This window comes from Saccharothrix syringae (assembly GCF_009498035.1).
In the GTDB taxonomy this organism is placed as follows: Bacteria; Actinomycetota; Actinomycetes; order Mycobacteriales; family Pseudonocardiaceae; genus Actinosynnema; species Actinosynnema syringae.
Genome location: NZ_CP034550.1, coordinates 1,602,670 through 1,625,977, shown reverse-complemented (window position 1 = coordinate 1,625,977; position 23,308 = coordinate 1,602,670). Strand labels below are relative to the sequence as shown.

Sequence of the window (23,308 nt, the reverse complement as noted above, 5' to 3'; positions counted from 1 at the left end):
GGCACGCGCGCCTCCCATCCGGACTCTCACCGTCGGCCCCGGAGTTCCACCGGGTCAACCGCCCTCCTCGGGCGGGTCGCGGGCTGTCACCGCCGGTTCGGACTTCCACCGACCCCGGAGCGCATGTCTGCTCACTCGCCTCGAACACCATGCCACGCCCCGGTGTTCCTCGGGTGACCAACAGCACAAAACCCGCGGTTCGGCCGCCGTACACCGGATCTGCGTAGCCTGCGCCGAATGCGAATTCTGTTCGTAACCGCCCTGGTCCCGCTGCTGCTGGCCGCCGCTCCCGCCGCCGACGGGGTGGTGGTCCCGGTGGCGCAGACGCAGTCCTTCGCCGACGACCCGGCCGGGGTGCCCGCCAACGCCGACGCCGACGACCCTGCCGTGTGGGTGCACCCCCGCTCGGCCGGTCGGAGCGTCGTGCTCGGCACCCTCAAGGAGGGCGGGCTGGCCGCGTTCGACCTGTCCGGGCGCACCCTGGGCCGCTACCCGGCGCCGGCCGCGCCGACCCCGGGCGCCATGCCCGGCCGCTACAACAACGTGGACGTGCTCGGCGGGGTGCCCGTCGGCGGCCGGGCGCGGGAGCTGGCGTTCGTCAGCGACCGGGGCCGCGACCGGGTGCGGGTCTACGAGGTGGACGCGCGGGGCTCGGCGGCGGGCGCGGCGGTGGTGCGGGACGTGACCGACCCCGCCGCGCGGCCGGTGTTCTCCGCCTCCGAGGCCGAGGTCGACGGGCAGCGCACCGCCTACGGGCTGGCCGCCGGGTTCGTCGGGCGCACGCCCGTGGTCGTCACCAGCAGGCGCGACGAAACGCGGCTGGCGCTGCTGCACGTCGTGCCGACCGCCGGCGGGACGGTGGGCACGGCGGTGGCGGCGACCCTGGACCTGCCGTCGTCGTTCCCGCTGCCCGGCGGCGGCACCTGGGCGCCGTGCGGCGAGCCCGGCGAGGGGCCGCAGCTGGAGGGCATGGTCGTGGACTCGCGGTACGGGGTGCTGTACGCGGCCCAGGAGGACGTCGGCGTGTGGCGGGTGCCGCTGCGGGCGTCCGGGTTCGGCGAGCCGGTGCTGGTCGACCGCGTGCGCTCCTTCGGGGTGCCGCAGACCTACGACCCGCGGACCGGGGAGTGCGCGGTGTCCGGGCCCGACCCGGGCGTCGGCGGGCGGCTGCTGGAGGCGGACGCGGAGGGCCTGACCGTGGCCGGCCGGTACCTGCTCGCGTCCAGCCAGGGCGACTCGCGGTTCGTGGCCTACGAGCGGACCGGGCGCAACCGGCCGGTCGGGTCGTTCCGGGTGGGCGCCGGGCGGGGCAACGACTCGGTCGAGCACTCGGACGGCGCGCACGCGGTCGTCGCCGACCTGGGGCCGCGCTACCCGGAGGGGCTGCTGGTCGTGCACGACGGCGAGCGCCGGCCCGCGGTCGGGGACTCGGACACCACCGGGTTCGCCTACGTCAGCTGGGCCGACGTGCTGGACCGGTTGGAGGGCTGACGCGGGGCGCGGCACGGCGCGCCACCACCGGGGTGACACGGCCGACCGTCCCGCCGCCGGAGGCCCCCGCGCCGCGGCGGGGGCCTCCGATGCCCGCCGGCTTCGGGGCGCCGGCGCCCGGGGGGGCGGTCTCCGCGGGGGCGGTCCCCGAGGGGTGGCCGGCCCTGCCCCGCTCGCGTCGTGATCGTTTCGCAAGCAGAGATCACCCGGCAACCTGAACTGCCCGCACGAAAGGGTGACTCGCGTGGCGGATCTTGCCCGAACGGTCCAGAGTGGAATCACCGGTGGGGACCGGGGAGAGGGAAACGCTCGGCGCGGGGTGCCCGCGCCGAGCGTTTTCACATCACCGGGGTCGGCCGCGGCGACGGCCGGTCCACGGCACGGCGGAGCGAGGGCCGGGCGACCACGTGGGGTCGCCCGGCCCTCGCCGTCGCCAACCGCGCCTCAGGGGCGCTGACCGAGCACCAGACCGTCCAAGTAGGACTGCACCAGCGGTACCGACGCGGGCGCCTCCAAGGTCGGGCGCGGGTCGCCGGGACACGTCGAGCTGCTGGGCGGCAGCACGCCGTCGACCAGGTAGCGGTCCACCACCCGGTTCACGCACGCGTTCTTGGAGCCGTAGATGCCGTGCCTGCCCTCGTCGAGCACGGTGAGCAGGTTGTGCCCCAGCCGGGCCGCCATGGCGGGGCCGCTCTCGTACTGCGTCTGCGTGTCGCCCTCGGCCTGCACCACCACGCCGACCGGGTACCCGTCGCGCTTGAGCACCACCTCGGGCTCGGGCGGGGTGAACGTGCGGAACGCGCAGGTCGTCGGGGCCGCGCGCACCACGCCGAAGCCGTAGGGGTAGCGCTCGCGGAACACCCGCATGTCCTCGTAGTAGGTCTCCAGGTCGGTCGGCCAGTCGACCTCGCACGTCACCGTGTTGAACACGCCGGAGACCAGCTCGTCCTGCGCGGAGCGGGCCATCAGCAGCGCGCTCTCGGCCGGTTGGCGCGCGCGCAGCCGGGTCACCGCGTCGGCGAGCTGGGACCACAGTGGACGGTAGCGGGTGCCCACGCCCATGGCCGCGTCGAAGTCGGTGCGGGTGTTGTCGGCCACCGGCTGCGCGGCCAGCGAGGCCGCCACCCCCTCGACGGTGGCCATCACCCCGGCGGCGTCGGTGCCGAGCTTGAAGTGCTCGTCGCGCTGGGCCACCCACTCCGCCCACTGCTCGACGTTGCGCCGCAGCGCGACGGCCTGCGCCCGGAACTGCTCGCGCCAGATCCACTCCGGGTGCACCGAGGAGTCCAGCACGCTGCGGTTGAGCCGCCGGGGGAACAGGCTGCCGTAGACCGCGCCCAGGTACGTGCCGTAGGAGTAGCCCAGGTAGTTGATCTTCTCCTCGCCCAGCACGGCGCGGACCACGTCCAGGTCGCGGGCGGTGTTGGGGGTGTTGATGAACTGCCGGATGCCGCCCGCCGAGCGCTGGCACGCCTCCTCCGCGGCCCGCGCCTCGGCCGCCCACCTGGGGAAGTCCTCGTCCGCGGGCCTGCTGTCGAGCTTGGTCAGCGGCGGCACGGTGTTGCAGGTCAGCGCCGTGGAACCGCCCACGCCGCGGGGGTCGAACCCGATGAGGTCGTAGACCTGGGCCGCGCCCGAGTTGGCCAGGTACAGGGGCATGCCCAGGCCCGAGCCGCCGGGCCCGCCCGGGTTGAGCACCAGCACGCCGCGCCGCCGCGCCGGGTCGGTCGCCCTGCGGCGGCTGATCACCAGCGAGATCTTCTCCTCGGCCGGCCTGGCGTAGTCCAGCGGCAGCACCAGCTCCGCGCAGTCCAGCCCCTCGTGGCAGGGCTTCCAGACCAGCTCCTGGTTGTGGAACTCGGCCAGCGGGTCGCTGCGCCCCGACCCGGTCGACGTGCCGACCGCGGTCGCCAGCACGGCGGCGAGCACGAGGCCGACCGTTGTGAACCTGCGCACGTCCATCCTCCATACCCCGGCTGCTCCGAACGCCTCAGAACGTAGGGCGATCGGCCCACACCGTCAGGCTGAATCACTCGTTTGTGTCGTCCCCTCGAGAACGTGCGATGGTGGGCGGCATGACCGGACCGACGACCCTGTCGCGGGACACGCTGCGCACCCTCCAGCGGGCGTCGGGCGACCTGGCCGCGGCGAGCGTGGCCGAGATGGAGGCCCGGCTGCCCTGGTTCCGGCGGATGCCCGCGGACCAGCGCGCCGGCGTGCTGCTGCTCATCCAGAACGGGGTCGCGGGCTTCGTGTCCTGGCTGCACGACCCGCAGCAGGCGATCCGGCTGACCGCCGAGGCGTTCCGGTCCGCGCCCAAGGACATCTCCCGCTGGGTGAGCCTGCGCCAGACCGTGGAGCTGGTCCGGATCGCGCTGGAGCTGTTCGAGCGGCAGCTCCCCCGGCTCGCGCGCGACGACGCGGAACGCGCGCTGCTCAACGAGGGCGTGCTGCGGTACGGGCGGGAGATCGCGTTCTCCGCGGCCACCTCCTACGCGGCCGCGGCGGAGGCCCGGGGCGCCTGGGACGCCCGGCTGGAGGCGCTGGTCGTCGACGGCATCGTGCGCGGCGACGCGGAGGAGTCGCTGCTCTCCCGCGCCACCGCGCTGGGCTGGGACCCGGCGGCCGAGGCGACCGTGCTGGTGGGCAACCCGCCGTCGGACGACCCGCCCGCCGTGGTGTTCGAGGTGCGCAGCCGGGCCGCGCGCATCGGGCGGCAGGTGCTGCTGAGCGTGCAGGGCTCGCGGCTGGTGGTGCTGCTGGGCGGGGAGACCGAGCGCGGTGACGCGCTGGCGCGGATCGCCGACGCGTTCGGCGCGGGCGCCGTGGTGGCCGGGCCGACGGTGCCGAGCCTGGCCGACGCGCACCGCAGCGCGAGCGACGCCCTGTCGGGCCTGCGGGCGGTGGTGGGGTGGCCCGCCGCGCCGCGGCCGGTGCGGTCGCTGGACCTGCTGCCGGAGCGGGCGCTGGCGGGCGACCCGGAGGCCGAGTGGCAACTGGTCGACCGCGTGGCCCGGCCGCTGGAGGAGGCGGGCGGCGCGCTGCTGGAGACCGTGGACACCTTCCTGGAGGTCGGCGGCGTGCTGGAGGCGTGCGCGCGGAAGCTGTTCGTGCACCCCAACACCGTCCGCTACCGGCTGCGCCGGGCCACCGAGCTGACCGGGCGCAACGCCAACGACCCCCGGGACGCGCTGGTGCTGCGGGTGGCGCTGGCGGTGGGCCGGCTCGCCCGCGCCCGCGGGCTGTGGTGACCGGGGTGTGACGGAGGACTCATGTCCCATTTGGCCCGATGTGCGACGCGGTCGACAACGCGGAACGTCGTCTGACGTTCATCCGCGAGTCGCATTTGTAGGAACCCTACAACTGCGGACCCGTGGATTCGTCAGTGGCGGCATCCCGGGAAAGCGAGTCCACCGTGTTCAGTTGGGGACGTGATCGCCCTCCTCGCCCCCGGACAGGGGTCGCAGACACCCGGCATGCTCACCCCCTGGCTCGACGTCGAGGGGGCTGCCGAGCGCGTCGCGAAGTGGTCCGAAGCGACCGGCCTGGACCTGCTCCGCCTGGGCACGACGGCCGACGCGGACGAGATCAAGGACACCGCGATCACCCAGCCGCTGGTGGTCGCCCTGGCCCTGCTCGCCCACGAGGAGCTGCGGCGACGCGTCGAGCTGCCCGCCGACACGGTCATCGCCGGCCACTCCGTCGGCGAGCTGGCCGCCGCCGCGATCGCGGGCGTCCTCGGCGCCGACGACGCGGTCGCGCTGGCCGCCGTGCGCGGTGCCGAGATGGCCGCCGCGTGCGCGCTCGCCCCCACCGGCATGGTCGCCGTGCTCGGCGGCGAACCGGACGAGGTGCTGGCGCGCCTGGACGAGCTGGGCCTGGTCGGCGCCAACCGCAACGGCGCCGGGCAGGTGGTCGCCGCCGGCCCGTTGGACGCCCTCGACAAGCTGGTCGAACAACCACCCGACCGGGCGAAGGTCCGCAGGCTCCAGGTCGCGGGCGCGTTCCACACCCGGTACATGGCGCCCGCCGAGGACGCGCTGCGCGTGCGCGCCGCCGGGATCGCCGTGTCCGACCCGGTGCTGCCGCTGCTGTCCAACGCCGACGGCGCGGTGGTCACCGACGGCGCCGAGGTGCTGGACCGCCTGGTCTCCCAGGTGACCCGCCCGGTGCGCTGGGACGCCTGCCAGGCGACCCTGGCCGGGCGCGGCGTCACCGCGGTGGTGGAGCTGCCGCCCGCCGGCGCGCTGACCGGCCTGGCCAAGCGCGAGCTGAAGGGCACCGCCACGCTCGCCCTCAAGACCCCCGCGCACCTCGACGGCGTCGCCGAGCTGCTCGCCGCCGCCGAGACCGCCGGGACGGGGGTGTCCCGATGACGAACCTCGCCGTCCCCACCGGTCCCGCGGGCAGCCGCATCATCGGCCTGGGCAGCTACCAGCCCGACACGGTGGTCAGCAACCACGACCTGTCCCTGCGCATGGACACCTCCGACGAGTGGATCCGCGAGCGCGTCGGCATCGCCAACCGCCGGTTCGCCAAGCCGGACGAGCTGCTGGTCGACATGGCCGTGGAGGCCGGCGCCAAGGCCGTGGCCGACGCGGGGCTGGCCCCGTCCGACATCGGCGCGGTCATCGTGGCCACCTGCACCATGCCGTCGCCGATCCCCAACGCCGCGGCGCAGGTCGCCGACCGGATCGGGGTCAAGGCCGCGCCCGCGTTCGACCTGAACGCCGCGTGCGCGGGCTTCTGCTACGCCCTGGGCACCGCCTCCGACCTGGTCCGCGCGGGCACCGCCCGGCACGTGCTGGTGATCGGCGCCGAGAAGCTGACCGACTGGGTGGACCCGCTGGACCGGTCCACCGCGATCATCTTCGCCGACGGCGCGGGCGCCGCGGTGGTGGGACCGGCCGACGAGCCGGGCATCGGCGCGGTGGCGTGGGGCAGCGCGGGCGACCTGGTGGACACGATCCACATCAAGGACCGCGACTCGTTCATCTTCCAGGAGGGCCAGGCGGTCTTCCGCTGGGCCACCACGCAGATCGCGCCGGTCGCGCTGCGGGCCGTCGAGCTGGCGGGCATCGACGTGTCCGACGTCGACGTGTTCGTGCCGCACCAGGCGAACCTGCGGATCATCGAGGCCATCGCCAAGCGGCTGCGCGCCAAGGGTGCGCGTGAAGACCTCGTGATCGCACGTGACATCGTGGACTCCGGCAACACCTCGTCCGCGTCGATCCCGCTCGCGCTGGACCACATGCGCGCGGCGGGTGAGGTGCGCAGCGGTGACGTGGCGCTGCTCGTCGGCTTCGGGGCCGGCCTGTCCTACGCCGGGCAGGTCGTCCGGCTGCCGTGACCGCAAACCAGGATTCCGGCGTCGTCAAGACCAGCCGGGCGCACCGAGAAGGAAGGGACTTTCAGTGAGCAACGCGGACATCCAGAAGGGACTCGCCGAGATCGTCGAGGAGGTCGCCGGCGTCGAGGCGGCCGACGTGACGGCCGACAAGTCCTTTGTGGACGACCTGGACATCGACTCGCTGTCCATGGTGGAGATCGCCGTGCAGGCCGAGGACAAGTTCGGCGTGAAGATCCCGGACGACGAGCTGGCCAACCTCAAGACCGTGGGCGATGCGGTGAACTACATCGCCGCCAACGCATGACGAATAGCAACGAGGTCGTCGTCACCGGGCTGGGTGCCACCACCCCGCTCGGTGGCGACGTCGCCTCCACCTGGGACGCACTGCTGTCCGGCCGCAGCGGTGTGCGCACGCTCACGGCGGACTTCGTCGAGAGGTTCGACCTGCCGGTGAAGATCGGCGCGCCGCTCGCGGTCGACCCGACCGAGGTGCTGCCGCGCGTCGAGGCCCGCCGGCTCGACCGCTGCGAGCAGGTCGCCGTGGTCGCCGCCCGCCAGGCGTGGGCGGACGCCGGGTTCGGCGAGGACGACGTGGACCCCGAGCGGCTCGGCGTCGTCGTCGGCACCGGCATCGGCGGCGCGATGACGCTGCTGAGCCAGGACGACCTGATCGAGACCTCCGGCCTGCGCAAGGTCTCGCCGCTGACCGTGCCCATGCTCATGCCCAACGGCCCGGCCGCGCACGTCGGCCTGGACCTGAAGGCGCGGGCGGGCGTGCACGCGCCGGTCTCGGCGTGCGCGTCGGGCGCCGAGGCGCTGGCCTGGGCGTGGCGGATGCTCAAGTCGGGCGAGGCGGACGTGGTCGTGGCCGGTGGCGCGGAGGCGTGCATCACCACGATCACCATGGCGGGCTTCATCCAGGCCCGGACCATGAGCACCCGCAACGACGACCCCGAGGGCGCGTCCCGGCCGTTCGACGTCGACCGCGACGGCTTCGTGCTCGGCGAGGGCGCTGGCATCGTGGTGCTGGAGCGCGAGGAGTTCGCCCGGGCGCGCGGCGCGCGGATCTACGCCAGGCTCGCGGGCATCGGCACCAGCTCCGACGGCCACCACATCACCGCGGCCGACCCGGAGGGCATCGGGCAGTCCCGGGCCATCGCGGCGGCGCTGCGCACCGCGGGCGTCGACAAGGCCGACGTGGGCCACGTGAACTGCCACGCCACCTCCACGCAGGTGGGCGACGTGATCGAGCCGCAGGCGGTGCGCCGGGCGATCGGCGACCACCCGGTGCTCACCGCGCCGAAGGGCAACCACGGGCACCTGCTGGGCGCCTCGGGCGCGGTGGAGGCGATCACCACGCTGCTGTCGGTCCGCGACGGGGTGGTGCCGCCCACGCTCAACCTGAAGAACCAGGACCCGAGGGTCGAGCTGGAGGTCGTCACCGGCGAACCGCGCAAGATCGATCTCGTCGCGGCGGTGAACAACTCCTTCGGTTTCGGCGGCCACAACGTCTCGCTCGTCTTCACCCAGGTCTGACAAGCCCACCCGAGGAGTTCCGCGATGACTGCCCTTGCATCCCGACCGGCGAACCCGGAGGCGGATGGCGACCTCGATCCCCGCGACCCGGAGGTCCGGCTGGCCCAGCTGCTGGACCCCGGTTCGATCGCCCCGCTGCGGCCGCGCGACGGCAGCGGCATGTACGCGGTGCGGGGGCGGATCAACGGCACCCGGGTGGTGGCCTACTGCAGCGACGCCACCCGCATGGGTGGCGCGCTGGGGTCCGAGGGCTGCCGGCACATCGTGGAGGCCATCGACACCGCGGTGCGCGAGCGCACCCCGGTGATCGGGGTGTGGCACTCGGGCGGGGCCCGCCTGCCCGAGGGCGTGGAGTCGCTGGACGGCATGGGCCAGATGTTCGCGGCGATGATCCGCGCCTCGGGCCGCGTGCCGCAGATCTCGGTGGTGGTCGGCCCGGCGGCGGGCGGCGGCGCGTACGGGCCGGCGCTCACCGACGTGGTGATCATGGCGCCGGCGGGCAAGGTGTTCGTGACCGGGCCGGACGTGGTGCGGTCGGTGACCGGCGAGCAGATCGACATGGACGGCCTGGGCGGCGCGGAGGCGCACGGCCGCAAGTCCGGCGTGGTCCACGTGGTGGCCGACGACGAGCCCGACGCCTACGCCCGCGCCCGGCGCATCACCGGCCTGTTCGCGCAGCCGGGCGTGTTCGACCTGCACTCGGTGCCCGACGGCGAGGACCTGCGGGCGCTGCTGCCGGAGGCGCCGCAGCGCGCCTACGACGTCAAGCCCCTGGTGCGCGCCATCCTCGACAGCGACACCTTCGAGGAGCTCCAGGCCCGCTGGGCGGCCAACATCGTGGTCGGCCTCGGTCGCCTCGGCGGCCGCACGGTCGGCGTGATCGCCAACAACCCGATCCGCAAGGGCGGCTGCCTGGACTCGCTGTCCGCGGAGAAGGCGGCGCGGTTCGTGCGGATGTGCGACGCGTTCGGCGTCCCGCTGCTGGTGCTCGTGGACGTGCCCGGCTACCTGCCCGGCGTCGGCCAGGAGTGGGACGGCGTGGTGCGGCGCGGCGCCAAGCTGCTGCACGCCTTCGGCGAGGCCGTGGTGCCGCGGGTGACCCTGGTGACCCGCAAGTCCTACGGCGGTGCCTACATCGCGATGAACTCCCGTTCCCTGGGCGCCACGGCGGTGTTCGCGTGGCCGATCGCCGAGGTGGCCGTGATGGGCGCCAAGGCGGCCGTCGGCATCCTGCACCGCAAGAAGCTGGCCGCGGTCACCGACCCGGCCGAGCGCGAGGCCCTGCACACCCGCCTGGTCGAGGAGCACGAGCGCATCGCCGGCGGCGTGGACCGGGCCCTGGCCATCGGCGTGGTCGACGAGGTCATCGACCCCACCCAGACCCGCCGCAGGCTCGCCCAGGCCCTGGCCGCCGCCCCCGCCGGCCGCGGCGCCCACGGCAACATCCCCCTCTGATCCCCACTTCCCCGATGGGGCCGCCCACCCGGTGGACGGCCCCATCGCCGTACCCAGACCTCCCCGAACGTAGAACTCACCGGCCCTGAAGGTTCGACACGGGTGTCCCGAACGTTCGACTCGCGGTGCCGGACCGGAGGACACGCGGTGCCGGAGTGGAGGACACGCGCGGTGAGAGCGCTTCCACCCGGCGTGTCCTCCGGTCGGACACCGCGTGTCCTCCAGTCGGACACCGCGAGTCGAACGTTCGGGACCCTCGTGTCGAACGTTGGGGACCCCCGAGTTCTGCGTTCGGGGGTCAGCAGGGGGTGAACTGGGAGGTTGAGCCCTCGGTGCCGAGGTCCACGCGGAGGGCGCCGCGTTCCACCTGGAGGGGGTAGACGACGCGCCAGTGGATGCAGTCGGCCTGGAGGTCGGCGGGGGCCTTGGCCAGGTCCTGGGTGCTGGTGAAGGTCATGAGCACGCGCAGGCGGCCCGGGTCGACCGACTCGACGCGGTGGACGAGGATCGTGCCGTCCCGCGAGCTCTCGTAGTCGGACACCCAGCGCGAGCGCGGGGTCTCGTCCACCCGGCGCTGGGTGACGGCCCTGGTCCACAGCTCGTAGTCGTGGCCGTTGATCGAGTCGAAGAACCGCTGGAGCACTTCGCGCACGCGCGTGCCGTCGGGGTGCATCGAGGCGTCGATGCTCAGCTGCACGGCACCGCTGCCCGGCTGGTCGCCGCGCGGCACGGGGGACGACGAGCCGGAGCTCGGCACCGCGATCTGGTCGCCCCGCGCCGGCGCGGGGCGGCGGTACACCTCGCGGGCGAGCACGCCGACGCCGGCGGTGGCGGCGACGACCACCAGCACGAGGGGCAGCAGCAGGCGGGTCGGCACGTGCACGAGGGTGCCACAGCGGCGGCCCGGATCGACAATCACCCGGAAGGCCCAGCACCTGCCCCGAAGTTTGCGGTTTGGGAACCGCCGACCTCACCCGGCGAATGTGTCCATCGGAAAAATTTTGAGCCGTTTGCAGGATAACGCAGACATTAACGCGCACATTGCGGCGCCACATCCCCCGACAGGACGAACCGGCCACGGTCGGTGATCCGACCGCACTACGGCGGAGAGCCGCGTGAAGTCGCAGGTCATCTCCGCGCAAAGGAAGAAACGAGGCGGTTCCGTTTAGTGCCGATCGCTAACTATCGCCGCTTCCGGGTGAGGACAAACATGGCAACCGGGTGAACATCCTGGGCCAATACCCACGATACGTGCACCTGAGTGCACCTGGAGTCTCCACGAACGGACGTACCGTCTCCCCGAATTGGTGGATTGTTCACCGGCCGGCAACATGGGGGAATATGCCAGTCCAAAAGTCGTGGGGAGGCGAATTCCGATGGATCTCCGCTATGAGGCTTACTGCTTCGCGGACCGCCTCTTCTACGACGTGCAAAGCCAGGACGAAACAGCCCTCGACGATTTCTCGCAGGTGCTGCCCGCGCTGCCCGCGGGCTGGTCCCAGGGCGACCGCAACATCTGGCGCCACCTGCACCCGGAGGGCGTGGTCCTGCCCAAGCAGGGCTGGAAGATCCACGTCTCGGCGACCGTGCTGAACGCGGGCGAGGTGCTGCTCAAGTCCTACGAGTACCTGGTCGGGCGCCGCATCCCGTTCAAGTACCTGCGCACCCAGGGAATCGTCCTCGCCCGGAATTCCAAGTACGCCCCGCGCGAGGGCAGCGGCAAGCTGATCACCATTTACCCGGCCGACGAAGCCGAACTGGAGCGCACCCTCGTCGAGCTGTCGGAGATCCTGAAGGGCCAGCCGGGCGCGTACATCCTCAGCGACCTCCGCTACGGCGCCGGCCCGCTGTTCGTCCGCTACGGCGGTTTCGTCGAGCAGTGGCTGGAGCAGGACGGCAAGCGCGTGCTGGCCATCGAGGGCCCGGACGGCTCGCTCGTGCCCGACCGGCGCAAGCCGGTGTTCTGGGTGCCGGACTGGGTCGAGCTGCCCGCCTGCCTGCGCGAGCACCTGGCCGCCCGCCGCGCGGGCAGCGCCGAGGAGTTCCCCTACCGGGTGGTCCGCTCGCTGCACTTCTCCAACGGCGGCGGCGTCTACGAGGCGATCCGCAAGTCCGACGAGCGGCGGGTCGTGCTCAAGGAGGCCCGGCCGCACGCGGGCCTGGACCGGCAGAACGTCGACGCGGTCACCCGCCTGCGCCGCGAGCACGCCACCCTGACCCGGGTCGCGGGCGTGCCGGGCGTGCCCGAGGTCTTCGAGCTGTTCACCGCCTGGGAGCACGAGTTCCTGGCGATGGCCGAGGTCCCCGGCCGCCCGCTCGGCCAGTGGCTGGGCCACAACTACCCGCTCACCCACCACGAGGTCACCGACGAGGCCGTCGCCGCCTACACCGAGCGCGCGCTGAAGCTGGTCGCCGACGTGGAGCGGATCATCGCGCAGGTGCACGAGCGCGGCGTGGTGTTCTGCGACCTGCACCCCCTCAACGTCCTGGTGGACGAGGACGACTCGGTCTCGCTGATCGACTTCGAGCTGGCGTTCGGCATCGAGGAGGACGGCAAGCCGACGCTGGGCGCGCCGGGCTTCCAGGCGCCGCCGGACCGCACCGGCTTCGAGATCGACGACCACGCCCTGGCCGCGCTGCGCCTCTACGTCTTCCTGCCGCTCAACGCCGTGGTCGAGCTGTCGCCGGTGAAGCTGCGCTCCCACGTCGACTTCATCCGCCGCCGCTTCGGCCTGCCCGACGAGTACTGCGACCGGATCGTCGAGGTGCTCTCGCCCCGCGTCGACCCGCCGACGGGTCCCGCGACGACCGCGCTGGACGTGCCCGAGCCGGACTGGCCGGTGGTGCGCAAGATGATCGCCGCGGCGATCCTGGCCAGCGCCACCCCGCACCGCGCCGACCGCCTGTTCCCGGGCGACGTGGAGCAGTTCGAGGTCGGCGGCGCGGGCTTCGGCCACGGCGCGGCGGGCGTGCTGCACGCGCTGGACGTCAGCGGCCAGGGCCGGTTCCCCGACCACGAGCGGTGGCTGCTGGAGGCGGTGCGCCGCGACCCGCCGAAGGAGCCCGGCTTCTTCACCGGCGCCCACGGCATCGCGCACGTGCTGGAGAACTTCGGCCACCGCGACCTGGCGGGCGAGCTGGTGGGCTCCTACGCGCAGATGGTGCCCGGGACCAAGGACCACGGCCTGAGCGCGGGCCTGGCCGGCATCGGCCTCAACCTGCTGCACTTCGCCGGCACCCGCGGCGAGGAGGGCTACGCGGCGCGGGCGCTGGAGCTGGGCGAACGGCTCGACGCGGCGCTGGCGGGGGCCGAACCGCCCGGCGACAAGGCCCGCGCGGGCCTGGAGCACGGCTGGTCCGGCCCGGCGCTGCTGTTCCTGCGGCTGTTCGAGCACTCCGGCGACCGGCGCTGGCTCGACGCGGGCGTCCGGGCGCTGGAGCGGGACCTGGCCGAGACGATGACCGCGCTGGACGGCTCCACGCAGGTCCGCGACGGCAACTTCCGCACCCTGCCCTACGTGGGTGTCGGCAGCGCCGGCATCGCCCTGGTGCTCAACGAGTTCCGCCTGGTCGCGCCGGACCTCCCGGTCGTGGCGCGGCTGCCCGAGCTGGTCGCGGGCACGACCGGCGAGTTCGTCATCCACCCCGCCCTGATGCTGGGCCGGGCGGGCCTGCTGGCCACGCTCGCCCACGCGGGCGGGCCGCGGCACGCGATCGACCGGCACCTGGCCGCGCTGGCCTGGCACGCCGTGCCCCACCAGGGGGGCCTGGCGTTCCCCGGCATCCAGCTGCGGCGGCTGTCGATGGACCTCAACACGGGCGGTGCGGGCGTCCTGCTCGCGCTCGGCGCCGCCGTGGACGGCACACCGGTGCTGCCGTTCCTCAAAGCCCCGACCCTCCCGGGTCGGTAGCAGTAACCCTTTCCGATCCCCCGAACAAGGAGTTCACGATGGACTTCATCCTCGACCTGCAGGACCTGGAGACCCCCGAGTCCACCAGCGCGATGGCGTCGGGCGGCAGCGGCGGCGGCGGCAGCACCACCGCCTCCAACGCCTCCCTGCTGCTCCCCTGCAGCCACTCCACCGTGAGCCTGCTGGCCTGCTGATCCAGGCCCACGGCACACCCCGGGTGAGCGGCGCAGGCGAAGTGCGCCGCTCACCCGGTCTCCCACGGGGGTCCGACGGCACGCCGTCGGACCCCCGTTACACATGATGCGCCTCTAGGAGCTGGAGATGTTGCTCTCCTCGGTCGTGCGCCGGGACCCGCGGTGGCTCCTGCTGGCGGTCAACGCGCTGCTGGCCACCACGGCCGGGCTGCTGCTGCCGACGGCGCTGGCCAGGGCGGTGGACGCGGTGCTGGCGGGCCGGCCCGCGGGCGGGGCCGTGCTGTTCCTGGTCGGGCTGGCGGGCGTGGAGCTGGTCGGCGACGCGATCGGCGTGGTGCTGGCCGCCTCGATCACCGCGCGCGGCACGGCGTGGCTGCGCCGCAGGCTGAGCGCGCACCTGCTGGCGCTGGGGCACCCGGCCCGGTTCGAGGCCGGTGACGCGGTCAGCAGGCTGACCGGCGACAGCGCGATCGCGGGCGCGATCGCGGTGCCGGCGGTGAACCTGGGCATCTCGGTGCTGACCGCGGCGGGCGCGGTCACGGCGCTGGCGCTGCTGGACTGGCGGCTCGCCGTGGTGTTCGCGCTCAGCGTGCCGCTGGCGGCCCTGCTGGTGCGCTCCCACCTGCGGCTGACAGCCTCCGACGTGGCGATCTACCAGGAGGTGTCCGGCGAGCTGTCCGCGCGGCTGGTGGACGCCGTGGGCGGGCTGCGCACGATCGCCGCCTCCGGTCGCGCCGACCAGGAGGCCGAGCGGGTGCTGCGGCCGCTGCCCCGGCTGGCGGGCGCGGGCGCGGGGATGTGGCGCACCCAGGCGCGGATGATCTGGCGGGCGGGCCTGCTGCTGCCCGCGGTGGAGCTGGCGGTGCTGACCGCGGCCGGGTTCGGCGTGGTCGCGGGCAGGCTGAGCGTCGGCGACGTGCTGGCCGCGCTGGGGTACGTGGCGCTGGGCATGACGGTGGTCGGCCAGGCGGGCCTGCTCACGGCGCTGCAACGCGCCCGCGCGTCCGCGGCGCGGCTGGAGGAGGTCTTCGACGCGCCCGTGCCCGAACCGTCGCCGCCCGGGTCGGCCACGCCGGGCGAGGTGCGGCTGACCGGGGTGTGCGTGCCGGACGCGCTGCACGACGTGGACCTGACCGTGCCGGCCGGCGCGTTCGTGGCCGTGGTGGGCCGGTCGGGTGCGGGCAAGTCGGCGCTGGCCGCGGTGATCGGCGGGCTGGCCAGGCCCGCGTCCGGCGAGGTGCGGCGCGGCGGGTCGGTCGGGTATGCGTTCGAGCGGCCCGCGCTGGTGGGCACCACGGTCCGGGACGCGGTCCGGTACGGGACGCCGCTGGGCGACGAGGAGGTCCGCGCGGCGTGCCGGGCCGCGCAGGTGCACGACGTGGTGGTGCGGCTGCCGCAGGGCTACGACACGCCGATGTCGGCGGCGCCCATGTCCGGCGGCGAGGCGCAGCGGCTCGGGCTGGCCCGGGCGTTCGTGCGCGACCCGGCCGTGCTGGTGCTCGACGACGCCACGGCCAGCCTGGACACCGTGACGGAGTCCGCGGTGGAGCGCGCGGTGGAGTCGGCGCTGCCCGGCCGCACGCGCGTGGTGGTGACGCACCGGGCGGCGACCGCGCGGCGGGCGGACACCGTGGTGTGGCTGGACGGCGGGCGGGTGCGCGCGGTGGCGCCGCACGAGCGGCTGTGGGACGACGAGGAGTACCGGGCGGTGTTCGGCTGATGGCCTACCTGCGGGCGTTGCGGGAGCAGCGGCGCGGCATCGCGGTGCTGCTCGGCTGGTCGGTGCTGGAGGGCGTGCCGGCGCTGCTGTCCGGCCGGCTGGTTGGCCTGGCGGTGGACCGCGGCTTCGCGGCCGGCAGGCCCTGGGTCGGCGTGGGCTGGCTGCTGGCGTTCGCCTGCGTCGCGGTGCTCGGCGGGTTCGGGCTGCGGCAGGTGTTCATGCGGCTGGGCGCGGTGGTGGAGCCGCTGCGGGACGCGCTGGTGCGCGAGGTGGTGCGCGGCGTGCTGCGCGGCGGCTCGCACACCCGGCAGCCCGACGCGAGCGCGGTCGCCCGGATCACCCGGCACGTCGAGGTGGTGCGCGACGCGACCGCGGGCGTGCTGGTGCAGGCCCGCGCGCTGCTGGTGACCACGACCGCCGCGCTGGTCGGCCTGGCCACGACGGTGTCGTCGCTGGCCTGGCTGGTGGTGCTGCCGGTGGTGGCGGCGCTGGCGCTGTTCGGGCTGCTGCTGCCGTCGCTGGCGCGCGGCCAGCGGCGGCTGGTGCTGGCCGACGAGGAGGCCGCGGCCGCGGCCGGGTCGGTGCTGCTGGGCATGCGGGACGTGGTGGCCGTCGGCGGCACCGCGCACGCGCAGGACGACGTGGTGGCGCGGGTGGACCGGCAGGCGTCGGCGGCGGTGCGGGTGGCGTGGGCGACCGCGCTGCGCGGGGTGGTGATCACGCTCGGCGGGTTCGCGCCGCTGGCCCTGCTGCTGGTCGCGGCGCCCGCGATGGTGCGCTCCGGCGAGCTGAGCGCGGGCGAGGTGCTGGGCGCGGTGGTGTACCTGAGCACGAGCGTGCAGCCCGCGCTGCGGCGGCTGGCCGACACCACCAGCACGGTGGTGCTGCGGCTGGTCGTGGCGCTGCGCCGGTTGGCCGAGGCCGCGCCGCCGGTCGACCGGCCCGCGGGCGACGCGGTGCCCGCCGGGCACGAGGTGGAGCTGCGCGGGGTGACCTTCGGGTGGGGCGCGGGCGCCGAGCCCGTGGTGCGGTCGCTGGACCTGGTGCTACCCGAGGGGTCGCACCTGGCCGTGGTCGGGCCCAGCGGCATCGGCAAGTCGACGCTGGCCGGGCTGGTCACCGGGCTGGTGGCGCCGCAGGAGGGCGAGGTGCTGTTCGGCGGGGTGCCGGTGCGGTCGGTGGCGCCCGCGCTGCGGCACCGGCGGATCGCGCTGGTGCCGCAGGAGACGTACCTGTTCACCGGCACCGTGCGGGAGAACCTGGCGCTGCTCGCGCCGGACGCGTCGGACGCCCGGCTGCTGTCGGCCGCGGAGGCGGTGGGCGCGTCGGCGGTGCTGGCGCGGCTGGGCGGGCTGGCGGGCACGATCGGGCACGCCGGCGGTGGGCTGTCGGCCGGTGAGGCGCAGCTGCTGGCCGCGGCGCGGGTGCACGCGTCCGATGCCGACGTGGTGATCCTGGACGAGGCGACGTCGTCGCTGGACCCGGCGGCGGAGGTCGTGGTGGAGCAGGCGTTCGCGGCGCGCGGCGGCACGCTGGTGGTGATCGCGCACCGGCTGTCCTCGGCGCTGCGGGCGGACCGGGTGCTGGTGATGGACGGCGGTGCGCCGCTGCTGGGGCGGCACGAGGAGCTGATGGGGTCGTCGGCGGCCTACCGGGACCTGATGGCGGCCTGGCAGCCCGCACCGATCGTCCACTGAGGACGGTGGGGGCGCGGCTGGGTGTGAACGGCCGGGCGGCGGGGGCCGGGCGGCGGCGCGCTGGCGTCCGGTTGCCCGGTCGGTGATGCGCCGGGGCCTGGTCGGCGGTGCGTCGAGGCGGTTCTCCCCGAGCCCGGAGCGGGGTCCGGCGGTACCGGGTCGGAACCCGGTACCGCCGGACACGCCGGTCTTCGGTGGTGCGGCTCAGCCCACCCGGTGCAGCCAGGTGACGGGCGCGCCGTCACCCGCGCGCCGGAACGGCTCCAGCGCGTCGTCCCACGCCGCGCCGAGGATCTCGTCCACGCCGTGCGCGAACGACTCCCCGCCCCGGCTGCGGGCGGCCAGGGCCCTGAGCTGGTCCTCGGACACGACGATGTCGCCGTTGGCGCTGGTGCGCGCGTGCCACAGGCCGAGCACGGGTGCGAAGCAGTACCGCACGCCGTCCACGCCCGGGCTCGGGTCCTCCGTCACCTCGAACCTGAGCATCGGCCACGCCCGGAGCGCGGCCACGAGCCGGGCTCCGGTACCGGCCTCGCCCGTCCAGTTGCACTCGGCGCGCAACTGCCCCGGCGCAGCGGGCTGCGCCGCCCACTTGAGGTCCGCTCGCTCACCGAGGGTGCCCGAGATCGCCCACTCGACGTGCGGACAGACCGCAGACGGCGACGAGTGGACGTAGACCACGCCACTGGTCCTGCCACGGGTGCTCACAGCTGACCTCCGCTACTCGACGAGGGACGTCTTCCCCTACGACCTGTCGAGTCCCGCGGCGATCTTGTGTAATCCCGACTTGGTCATTCTGCCCGCTCAGGCAGCGGTCCGCCAGAAGAACCAGCCCGTTCCTCACCCGGGCGGGTCAGATACAGGACTTTCGACCCGTTTTTCGGCCGTCGCGGTCGGTCTCGCGGGCGCGGGGATCACATTGCGAGATCAACCGGACACGGTCGCGTGATCAACGCGGCGACCGCGCCGGTTCCCTTGTCGGGGCGGTCGGTTGTCGGGGCGGTCGGTCCGCGGCCCCAACCCCCGGCACCAACCTGGAGCCCCGCCCCGGAGGCCGGTCGGAACCAGCAGCGGGGGCCGGCGGCCGGGAGGTGTGTTCGGCCTAATGAGTCGCCTCCGAACAGGTGATGACAGTCACGCATCGTCAACACCCGCGATGCGGGGCGACCGACCCGAGGTCGGCGGCGCTACCGTGTCTGTCCGTGTGGAACGGTGTGATCACGTGCGGTTGATCCGACTCGGCCCGGAGCCCTCGAAGGTCGGCGCGGACGTGCGCGCCGCGCTGAGCACCTGGGGTCACGGCGACGCGGTGCTCGGCGGCATCGCCCTGCTGGGGGTGCGGCCGCCGGGGTGCCCGCGGGAGCTGGACGCCGTGGTCGTGCTGCCGCGCGGGGTGCTCGTCGTGGTCGGCGTGGACCTGCCCGACCCGGCGGTGCGGCTGGAGGCGCCGCTCAACGGCCAGTGGCGCACCGACGGCTGGCCGCTGACCCGCCCGGACGGCGCGCTGAGCCCCGCCGCCGAGACGCTGGCGGCGTCCGCCGCGGTCGCCCGGCGCATCCAGGACATGCGCGGCGAGCCGCTGCCGGTGACCACCGTGGTGGCCGTCGGCCCGTACGTCGGCCAGGTCGTGCAGCCGACCGCGGACCTCAACCGGGGCGTGCGCGTGCTGCACCCCAAGCCGACCACGCTGCTGGCCGCCGCGCGCGAGCTGGCCACCAGCGACCGGCCCTGCTCGGTCGAGCACGCCGCCAAGCTCGTCGCCGTGCTGGCACCGACCGGCGCGCCGCCGCCCAGGCCGCAGTTGCAGGCGGAGGGCTTCTCCGACGCGGCGGCCGACCTGGCGTCGGCCAGCACGATGCTGCTGCCGAAGGTCGCGCCGCCCGCCCGCCGCCGCGTGCTGCCCTACGTGATCGCCTCCGCGGTCGGCGTGCTGCTGGTCGTCGCGCTGGTCCTCTCCCTGACGTGGGGCAACGCCGCGGAGAACTCGACGGCGTCGACCTCGGCGCCGCAGCCGACCACGGTCGTGGTGGACGGCCGCAACTTCTCGCCGCGCGGCGCGGACCGGACCGACGACTGCGCCGCGCACGCGTTCGGCGACGTGCGGGGCTGGTTGTCCGAGCACGTGTGCATGCAGTTGCGGCGCGCCCAGTACGAGACCGAGGTGGACGGCCGCAAGGTCGGCGTCGCGGTGGCCGAGCTGAACCTGCCCGACGCCACGCGCGCCGGTGAGCTGCACGCGGTGGCGGCGACGGCGGGCGCGGGCGGGGTGGCCGCGCCGGCGCAGGAGGGCAAGGGCTGGCCGGGCGGGCCGACGTCGTTCGACCGGGCGGCCATCCGGTCGCTGGCCAAGGGCGCGCAGGTGCGCATCGCGCAGGCGGTGTGGGCGGAGGGCGAGTCGGACTCGGCCGACGCCGCGCTGGGGCAGGTCGCCGAGCAGGCGTTGCGGCTGCCCGCGGTCCAGCAGTAGGGGCGGTTGGGGCGCGGGCCGGCGGCGGGGCCGGGACGTGGTGGCGGGGCGTGGTGGCGGGGCCCAGAACCGGAAGCGCGTTCAAAACCCGGCGGGTTCAGCGGCCGGTGCGCACCATGCCCACGGCGATCAGGCCGAACGCCACGTGCAGCACGATCACCAGCCCGGCCACCGCGCTCAACGACTCGGTCCCGGGCTTGCCGGTCACCAGGCCGAACGAGCACAGCCACCCGCCGACCGCGGCCACCACCGCGGGCACCAGCACCGGCTTGGGCACGTGGGCCAGGCAGAACAGCGCGGCGGACCGCGCCCGCAACAGCGTGTGCAGCACGACCGGCAGCACCAGGAACCCCGGCAGGTAGACCGCGAGCGGCGCCCACGCGGGACCGCCGGGCAGGAAGGTGGTCGCGATGACGAAGGCGCACCACAGCACGGCGCCCGCCGTCAAGACCACCGTTCCCCTGCTCACCTGCGCAGTCTAATGAGACGTGACCGCACTTTCAGGGTTCAGACAACCGATGGCGGCAGCGTTTACGGCGGTCGGACCACGTCCCCGACCGCCGCGAACACGATCCGCCCAACGGCGCCCTACGCAGCGTCGCGTCAGAGCCCGTACGCCTCCAGCAGCCGCAGCCACACCTCGCTGATCGTCGGGTAGGCGGGCACCGCGTGCCACAGCCGGTCCACGGTCACCTCGCCGACCACGGCGATGGTGGCCGCGTGCAGCATCTCGGCCACGTCGGGCCCCACGAACGTCACCCCGACCAGGGTGCGCTTGCGCTCGTCCACCACCATGCGCGCCTTGCCGCGGTAGCCGTCGGCGTGCAGGGACGACCCGGCGACCGCGATGTCCAGGTCGACCACCCGGACCTCCAGGCCGTCCTCGCGCGCCTGCGCCGCGGTCCGCCCGACCGAGGCCACCTCCGGGTCGGTGAACACGACCTGCGGCACGGCGGTGTGGTCGGCGGTGGACACCGGCGCGGTCCACGGCTCGGGGTCCACCGCGCCGGAGACGATGGCCGTGCCGACCGCGCGGGCCTGGTACTTGCCCTGGTGCGTCAGCAGGGCGCGGCCGGTGACGTCGCCCGCCGCGTACAGCCAGTCCACACCGGACACGCGGCCGGTGTCGTCCACCGGCAGCGCCTCGCCCGCGGTGAAGCCGAACTCCTCCAGGCCGAGGTCCGCGGTCGCCGGCACGCGCCCGGTGGCCACGAGCAGGTGGGCGCCCTCGGCCGTCGAGCCGTCCGACAGCGCCAGCGAGACACCGGGGTCCGCTGTGGACACACCGGTGGCGCGGACCCCGGTGAGCAGGCGGACGCCGTCCTCGCGCAGGCCGTCGGCGACCAGGTCGCCCGCGAAGTCCTCGGACTTCGGCAGCGGGCGCGGGCCGGAGACCACGAGGGTGACCCGCGAGCCCAGGCGCGCCCACGCCTGCGCCATCTCCACGCCGACCACGCCGCCGCCGAGGACCACCAGCGAGTCGGGCACCTCCTGCGCGGAGGTCGCGTCGCGCGAGGTCCAGTGCGGCACGTCCGACAGGCCCGGCAGGGACGGCACGCGCGGCACGCTGCCCGTGCACACGACGACCGCCCGGGACGCGGTCAGCACGCGGCCGCCCACGTCGACCCGGCGCTCACCCGCCAGCCGGCCGCGGCCGCGCACGACGGTCAGGCCCGCGCCCTCGGCCCACTCGACCTGGCCCGCGTCGTCCCAGTTCGAGGTGAACCCGTTGCGCCGCCGGAGCACCGCCGCCGCGTCGAGGTGGTCGCCGACCGGGACGCCCGGTACGCGCCGGGCGGCGGCGAGCGCGTGACCGGGCCGCAGCAGCGCCTTGCTCGGCATGCACGCCCAGTACGAGCACTCGCCACCGACCCGCTCGGCCTCCACCAGCGCGGTCCGCAGCCCGCCGGCGGCGGTCCGGGCCGCGGCGTTCTCGCCCACCGGGCCGCCGCCGATCACGATCACGTCGAAGTCGTCGTCCACCGGTCCAGCCCACACCACCCGGACCTGCCCGGCAAGTCACGCCGGGTCGAACACGCCGGAGAGCATCTTCAAGATCACGTGGTCGGCGGTGCGGAGCACCACCGGGCGTTCCTCCTCGTCCACGCGCTCGGCGAGCTTGAACATCGCGTCGGCCGTCTGGGCCGCCATCCGGAAGGTCAGCGTGACCGGCGCGTCGCCCCGCACCGCGAAGCGGCCGAGGAACAGGTCGCGCAGCCGCTCGGCCATCAGCTCGTACTGGTCGACCGACGAGTCGAGCCGGTGCCCGTCGAGCAGGTCGCTGAACCGCACCCGCCCGAAACCGGGCAGATCGGTCACCATCCTCAGGTAGACGCTTACCACCTGCTGCACCGCTTCCCGCCAGTCCTGGGCGAGCCGACCCTCTGTGAACAGGGATTCCACCCGTGCCAGGTACTCCTCCATGCCGCGCAGGGCCAACGCGTGCACGACAGAGCGCTTGTCCGGGAAGTATTGGTAGAACGATCCAATTGGCACGCCTGCTAGCTCGACGATCCTGGCGGTGGTGATGTCGTCGTAGTCGTACTCGTTGAGCAGCGTCGCGCAGGCATCGACAATGGCGGTCACCGTGGCGGCACCGCGCTGCTGAACGGGCTGACGCCGCATCACCTTGGCTAAGCGGTTTTCGGCGGGATTTTCATGCACGCACTCATCTTGATGGATACGGACCGGTAAGCCCAAACAGACGATTCCGGAATGTGATGTGAGGTTCCCTCGGTTCCATCGGGTTGATTGTTGGAGTGCAAAACTATTTCCGCCCGGAACGCCCTGACCACGAAAAACCGGCGCCGGCGCGCTGGGCGGGCACCGGGTCGACCCCCTCGGCGGGCGGCGGCCGTTCGGGCGACCGGGGGCGGACGATCGGCGCCGGGGCGGGTCGCGGCGGTCGGGTGAGGTACGGACCGACCAACCGGGCGAGCAGCAGTCCGGGTGCGAGCAGCGGCACGACCGCCGACAGCGCCACTGCCGTCGCGCCCGCGCGGGCCACGTCGCCGGGGATGACCGCGACCCGGTCGACCACGAACGCCCGCCGCCCGGTGAGCGACGCCAGGCCCATCACGGCGAGGAAGGCGAGGAGGGTCAGCAGCGCCCACCTGACCGCGACGTAGCCGACGTCCTCCGCCGCCGCCATCACCGCGAGCCACCCGAGCGGGGCCGTCACCTGCCCGCCGGGGCGGGTCATCGCCCACAGCAGCCCGGCCGCGACCGCGAGGAAGCCGGTGCGACCGGCGGCCCACGCGCTCGCCGCGTCCAGCCAGCCGGTCGACAGGCCCGCCCAGCGCGCGGGGAGCACGTCCAGCGGGTCCGGCGCGCCGAACGGCTGGCCCACCACCCAGGCCAGGGCCCACGCGGAGACGACGAACGCGAACGCGAGCTGCCACCTCGACCGGTCCACCGCGATGCGGCAGAGCCTGGCCACCTCCCGACGATGCTCCCTCACGCTGGTCAGCGTGCCGGGGCGGTTCGG

At 74.4% G+C, this 23,308-nt stretch carries 19 protein-coding genes and 1 riboswitch; of the genes, 12 read left to right on the top strand and 7 right to left on the bottom strand.

The window, feature by feature from the left end:
- Positions 1–2: 2 nt before the first annotated feature.
- Positions 3–126: riboswitch (FMN riboswitch) on the bottom strand.
- A gap of 120 nt (positions 127–246) precedes the next feature.
- On the top strand, positions 247–1,491 hold the full coding sequence (locus tag EKG83_RS07695) for a phytase (RefSeq protein WP_407690778.1): 1,245 nt from the start codon (positions 247–249) through the stop codon (positions 1,489–1,491).
- A gap of 444 nt (positions 1,492–1,935) precedes the next feature.
- Here the strand turns inward: EKG83_RS07695 and EKG83_RS07690 are convergent, their stop codons facing one another.
- Positions 1,936–3,447 carry an alpha/beta fold hydrolase gene (locus EKG83_RS07690; RefSeq protein ID WP_084715948.1) on the bottom strand — a complete coding sequence of 504 codons (1,512 nt, stop codon included), beginning with the start codon at positions 3,445–3,447 and terminating at the stop codon, positions 1,936–1,938.
- Between the two features lie 119 nt (positions 3,448–3,566).
- Here EKG83_RS07690 and EKG83_RS07685 point away from each other — a divergent pair, with 119 nt between their 5' ends.
- The 6 genes from EKG83_RS07685 to EKG83_RS07660 all read left to right on the top strand — a co-directional run bounded on the left by EKG83_RS07685 (position 3,567) and on the right by EKG83_RS07660 (position 9,832).
- Entirely contained in the window at positions 3,567–4,742 is a 1,176-nt protein-coding gene (locus EKG83_RS07685; protein WP_033427764.1) for a PucR family transcriptional regulator, read from the top strand.
- Between the two features lie 180 nt (positions 4,743–4,922).
- The gene (locus tag EKG83_RS07680) at positions 4,923–5,867 is read left to right on the top strand and encodes an ACP S-malonyltransferase (protein WP_084715900.1); all 945 of its coding nucleotides are present in this window, start codon (positions 4,923–4,925) and stop codon (positions 5,865–5,867) included.
- Complete coding sequence (locus EKG83_RS07675; RefSeq protein ID WP_033427504.1) at positions 5,864–6,841, top strand: beta-ketoacyl-ACP synthase III; 978 nt, start codon at positions 5,864–5,866, stop codon at positions 6,839–6,841. The genes EKG83_RS07680 and EKG83_RS07675 overlap by 4 nt, the downstream gene beginning before the upstream one ends.
- A 64-nt stretch (positions 6,842–6,905) precedes the next feature.
- Positions 6,906–7,145 carry an acyl carrier protein gene (locus tag EKG83_RS07670; protein WP_033427505.1) on the top strand — a complete coding sequence of 80 codons (240 nt, stop codon included), beginning with the start codon at positions 6,906–6,908 and terminating at the stop codon, positions 7,143–7,145.
- On the top strand, positions 7,142–8,377 hold the full coding sequence (locus tag EKG83_RS07665; protein ID WP_033427506.1) for a beta-ketoacyl-[acyl-carrier-protein] synthase family protein: 1,236 nt from the start codon (positions 7,142–7,144) through the stop codon (positions 8,375–8,377). Before EKG83_RS07670 ends, EKG83_RS07665 begins: the two co-directional genes overlap by 4 nt.
- 24 nt (positions 8,378–8,401) lie before the next feature.
- The gene (locus EKG83_RS07660) at positions 8,402–9,832 is read left to right on the top strand and encodes an acyl-CoA carboxylase subunit beta (protein ID WP_033427507.1); all 1,431 of its coding nucleotides are present in this window, start codon (positions 8,402–8,404) and stop codon (positions 9,830–9,832) included.
- A gap of 298 nt (positions 9,833–10,130) precedes the next feature.
- Here EKG83_RS07660 and EKG83_RS07655 read toward each other — a convergent pair whose 3' ends face one another.
- Positions 10,131–10,709 (bottom strand): hypothetical protein, encoded by a 579-nt coding sequence (locus tag EKG83_RS07655; protein ID WP_228122535.1) that lies wholly within the window; start codon positions 10,707–10,709, stop codon positions 10,131–10,133.
- Positions 10,710–11,208: 499 nt separating this feature from the next.
- Between EKG83_RS07655 and lanKC the strand changes: the two genes are divergently transcribed.
- The 4 genes from lanKC to EKG83_RS07635 all read left to right on the top strand — a co-directional run bounded on the left by lanKC (position 11,209) and on the right by EKG83_RS07635 (position 17,354).
- Positions 11,209–13,743: a class III lanthionine synthetase LanKC gene (gene lanKC, locus EKG83_RS07650; RefSeq protein WP_033427508.1), complete on the top strand. Its 2,535-nt coding sequence runs from the start codon at positions 11,209–11,211 to the stop codon at positions 13,741–13,743.
- A gap of 38 nt (positions 13,744–13,781) precedes the next feature.
- Positions 13,782–13,937, top strand: a complete 156-nt coding sequence (locus EKG83_RS07645) for a SapB/AmfS family lanthipeptide (RefSeq protein WP_153277926.1) — start codon at positions 13,782–13,784, stop codon at positions 13,935–13,937.
- Positions 13,938–14,064: 127 nt separating this feature from the next.
- Positions 14,065–15,657 (top strand): ABC transporter ATP-binding protein, encoded by a 1,593-nt coding sequence (locus tag EKG83_RS07640; protein WP_033427509.1) that lies wholly within the window; start codon positions 14,065–14,067, stop codon positions 15,655–15,657.
- Complete coding sequence (locus EKG83_RS07635; protein WP_033427510.1) at positions 15,657–17,354, top strand: ABC transporter ATP-binding protein; 1,698 nt, start codon at positions 15,657–15,659, stop codon at positions 17,352–17,354. The genes EKG83_RS07640 and EKG83_RS07635 overlap by 1 nt, the downstream gene beginning before the upstream one ends.
- Positions 17,355–17,558: 204 nt before the next feature.
- Here the strand turns inward: EKG83_RS07635 and EKG83_RS07630 are convergent, their stop codons facing one another.
- Positions 17,559–18,062 (bottom strand): DUF3145 domain-containing protein, encoded by a 504-nt coding sequence (locus EKG83_RS07630; RefSeq protein WP_033427511.1) that lies wholly within the window; start codon positions 18,060–18,062, stop codon positions 17,559–17,561.
- Between the two features lie 514 nt (positions 18,063–18,576).
- Between EKG83_RS07630 and EKG83_RS07625 the strand changes: the two genes are divergently transcribed.
- Positions 18,577–19,821, top strand: coding sequence for a hypothetical protein (locus EKG83_RS07625; protein WP_033427512.1), 1,245 nt, complete (start codon positions 18,577–18,579; stop codon positions 19,819–19,821).
- A gap of 97 nt (positions 19,822–19,918) precedes the next feature.
- On the opposite strand, the gene EKG83_RS07620 is transcribed toward EKG83_RS07625, so the two are convergent.
- The 4 genes from EKG83_RS07620 to EKG83_RS07605 all read right to left on the bottom strand — a co-directional run bounded on the left by EKG83_RS07620 (position 19,919) and on the right by EKG83_RS07605 (position 23,281).
- Positions 19,919–20,290 (bottom strand): hypothetical protein, encoded by a 372-nt coding sequence (locus tag EKG83_RS07620; protein ID WP_051764347.1) that lies wholly within the window; start codon positions 20,288–20,290, stop codon positions 19,919–19,921.
- A 134-nt stretch (positions 20,291–20,424) separates the two neighbouring features.
- The gene (locus tag EKG83_RS07615; protein ID WP_211268983.1) at positions 20,425–21,786 is read right to left on the bottom strand and encodes a dihydrolipoyl dehydrogenase family protein; all 1,362 of its coding nucleotides are present in this window, start codon (positions 21,784–21,786) and stop codon (positions 20,425–20,427) included.
- 54 nt (positions 21,787–21,840) lie between these two features.
- The gene (locus EKG83_RS07610; protein WP_228122534.1) at positions 21,841–22,485 is read right to left on the bottom strand and encodes a TetR/AcrR family transcriptional regulator; all 645 of its coding nucleotides are present in this window, start codon (positions 22,483–22,485) and stop codon (positions 21,841–21,843) included.
- 103 nt (positions 22,486–22,588) lie between these two features.
- Positions 22,589–23,281, bottom strand: coding sequence for a hypothetical protein (locus EKG83_RS07605; protein WP_153277925.1), 693 nt, complete (start codon positions 23,279–23,281; stop codon positions 22,589–22,591).
- Between the last annotated feature and the right edge of the window lie 27 nt (positions 23,282–23,308).

Bases quoted from the DNA above. Each gene is read 5' to 3' on its own strand.
- EKG83_RS07685 (WP_033427764.1), top strand. From the start codon at position 3,567: ATGACCGGACCGACGACCCTGTCGCGGGACACGCTGCGCACCCTCCAG.
- EKG83_RS07675 (WP_033427504.1), top strand. From the start codon at position 5,864: ATGACGAACCTCGCCGTCCCCACCGGTCCCGCGGGCAGCCGCATCATC.
- EKG83_RS07665 (WP_033427506.1), top strand. From the start codon at position 7,142: ATGACGAATAGCAACGAGGTCGTCGTCACCGGGCTGGGTGCCACCACC.
- EKG83_RS07660 (WP_033427507.1), top strand. From the start codon at position 8,402: ATGACTGCCCTTGCATCCCGACCGGCGAACCCGGAGGCGGATGGCGAC.
- lanKC (WP_033427508.1), top strand. From the start codon at position 11,209: ATGGATCTCCGCTATGAGGCTTACTGCTTCGCGGACCGCCTCTTCTAC.
- EKG83_RS07645 (WP_153277926.1), top strand. From the start codon at position 13,782: ATGGACTTCATCCTCGACCTGCAGGACCTGGAGACCCCCGAGTCCACC.
- EKG83_RS07640 (WP_033427509.1), top strand. From the start codon at position 14,065: ATGTTGCTCTCCTCGGTCGTGCGCCGGGACCCGCGGTGGCTCCTGCTG.
- EKG83_RS07635 (WP_033427510.1), top strand. From the start codon at position 15,657: ATGGCCTACCTGCGGGCGTTGCGGGAGCAGCGGCGCGGCATCGCGGTG.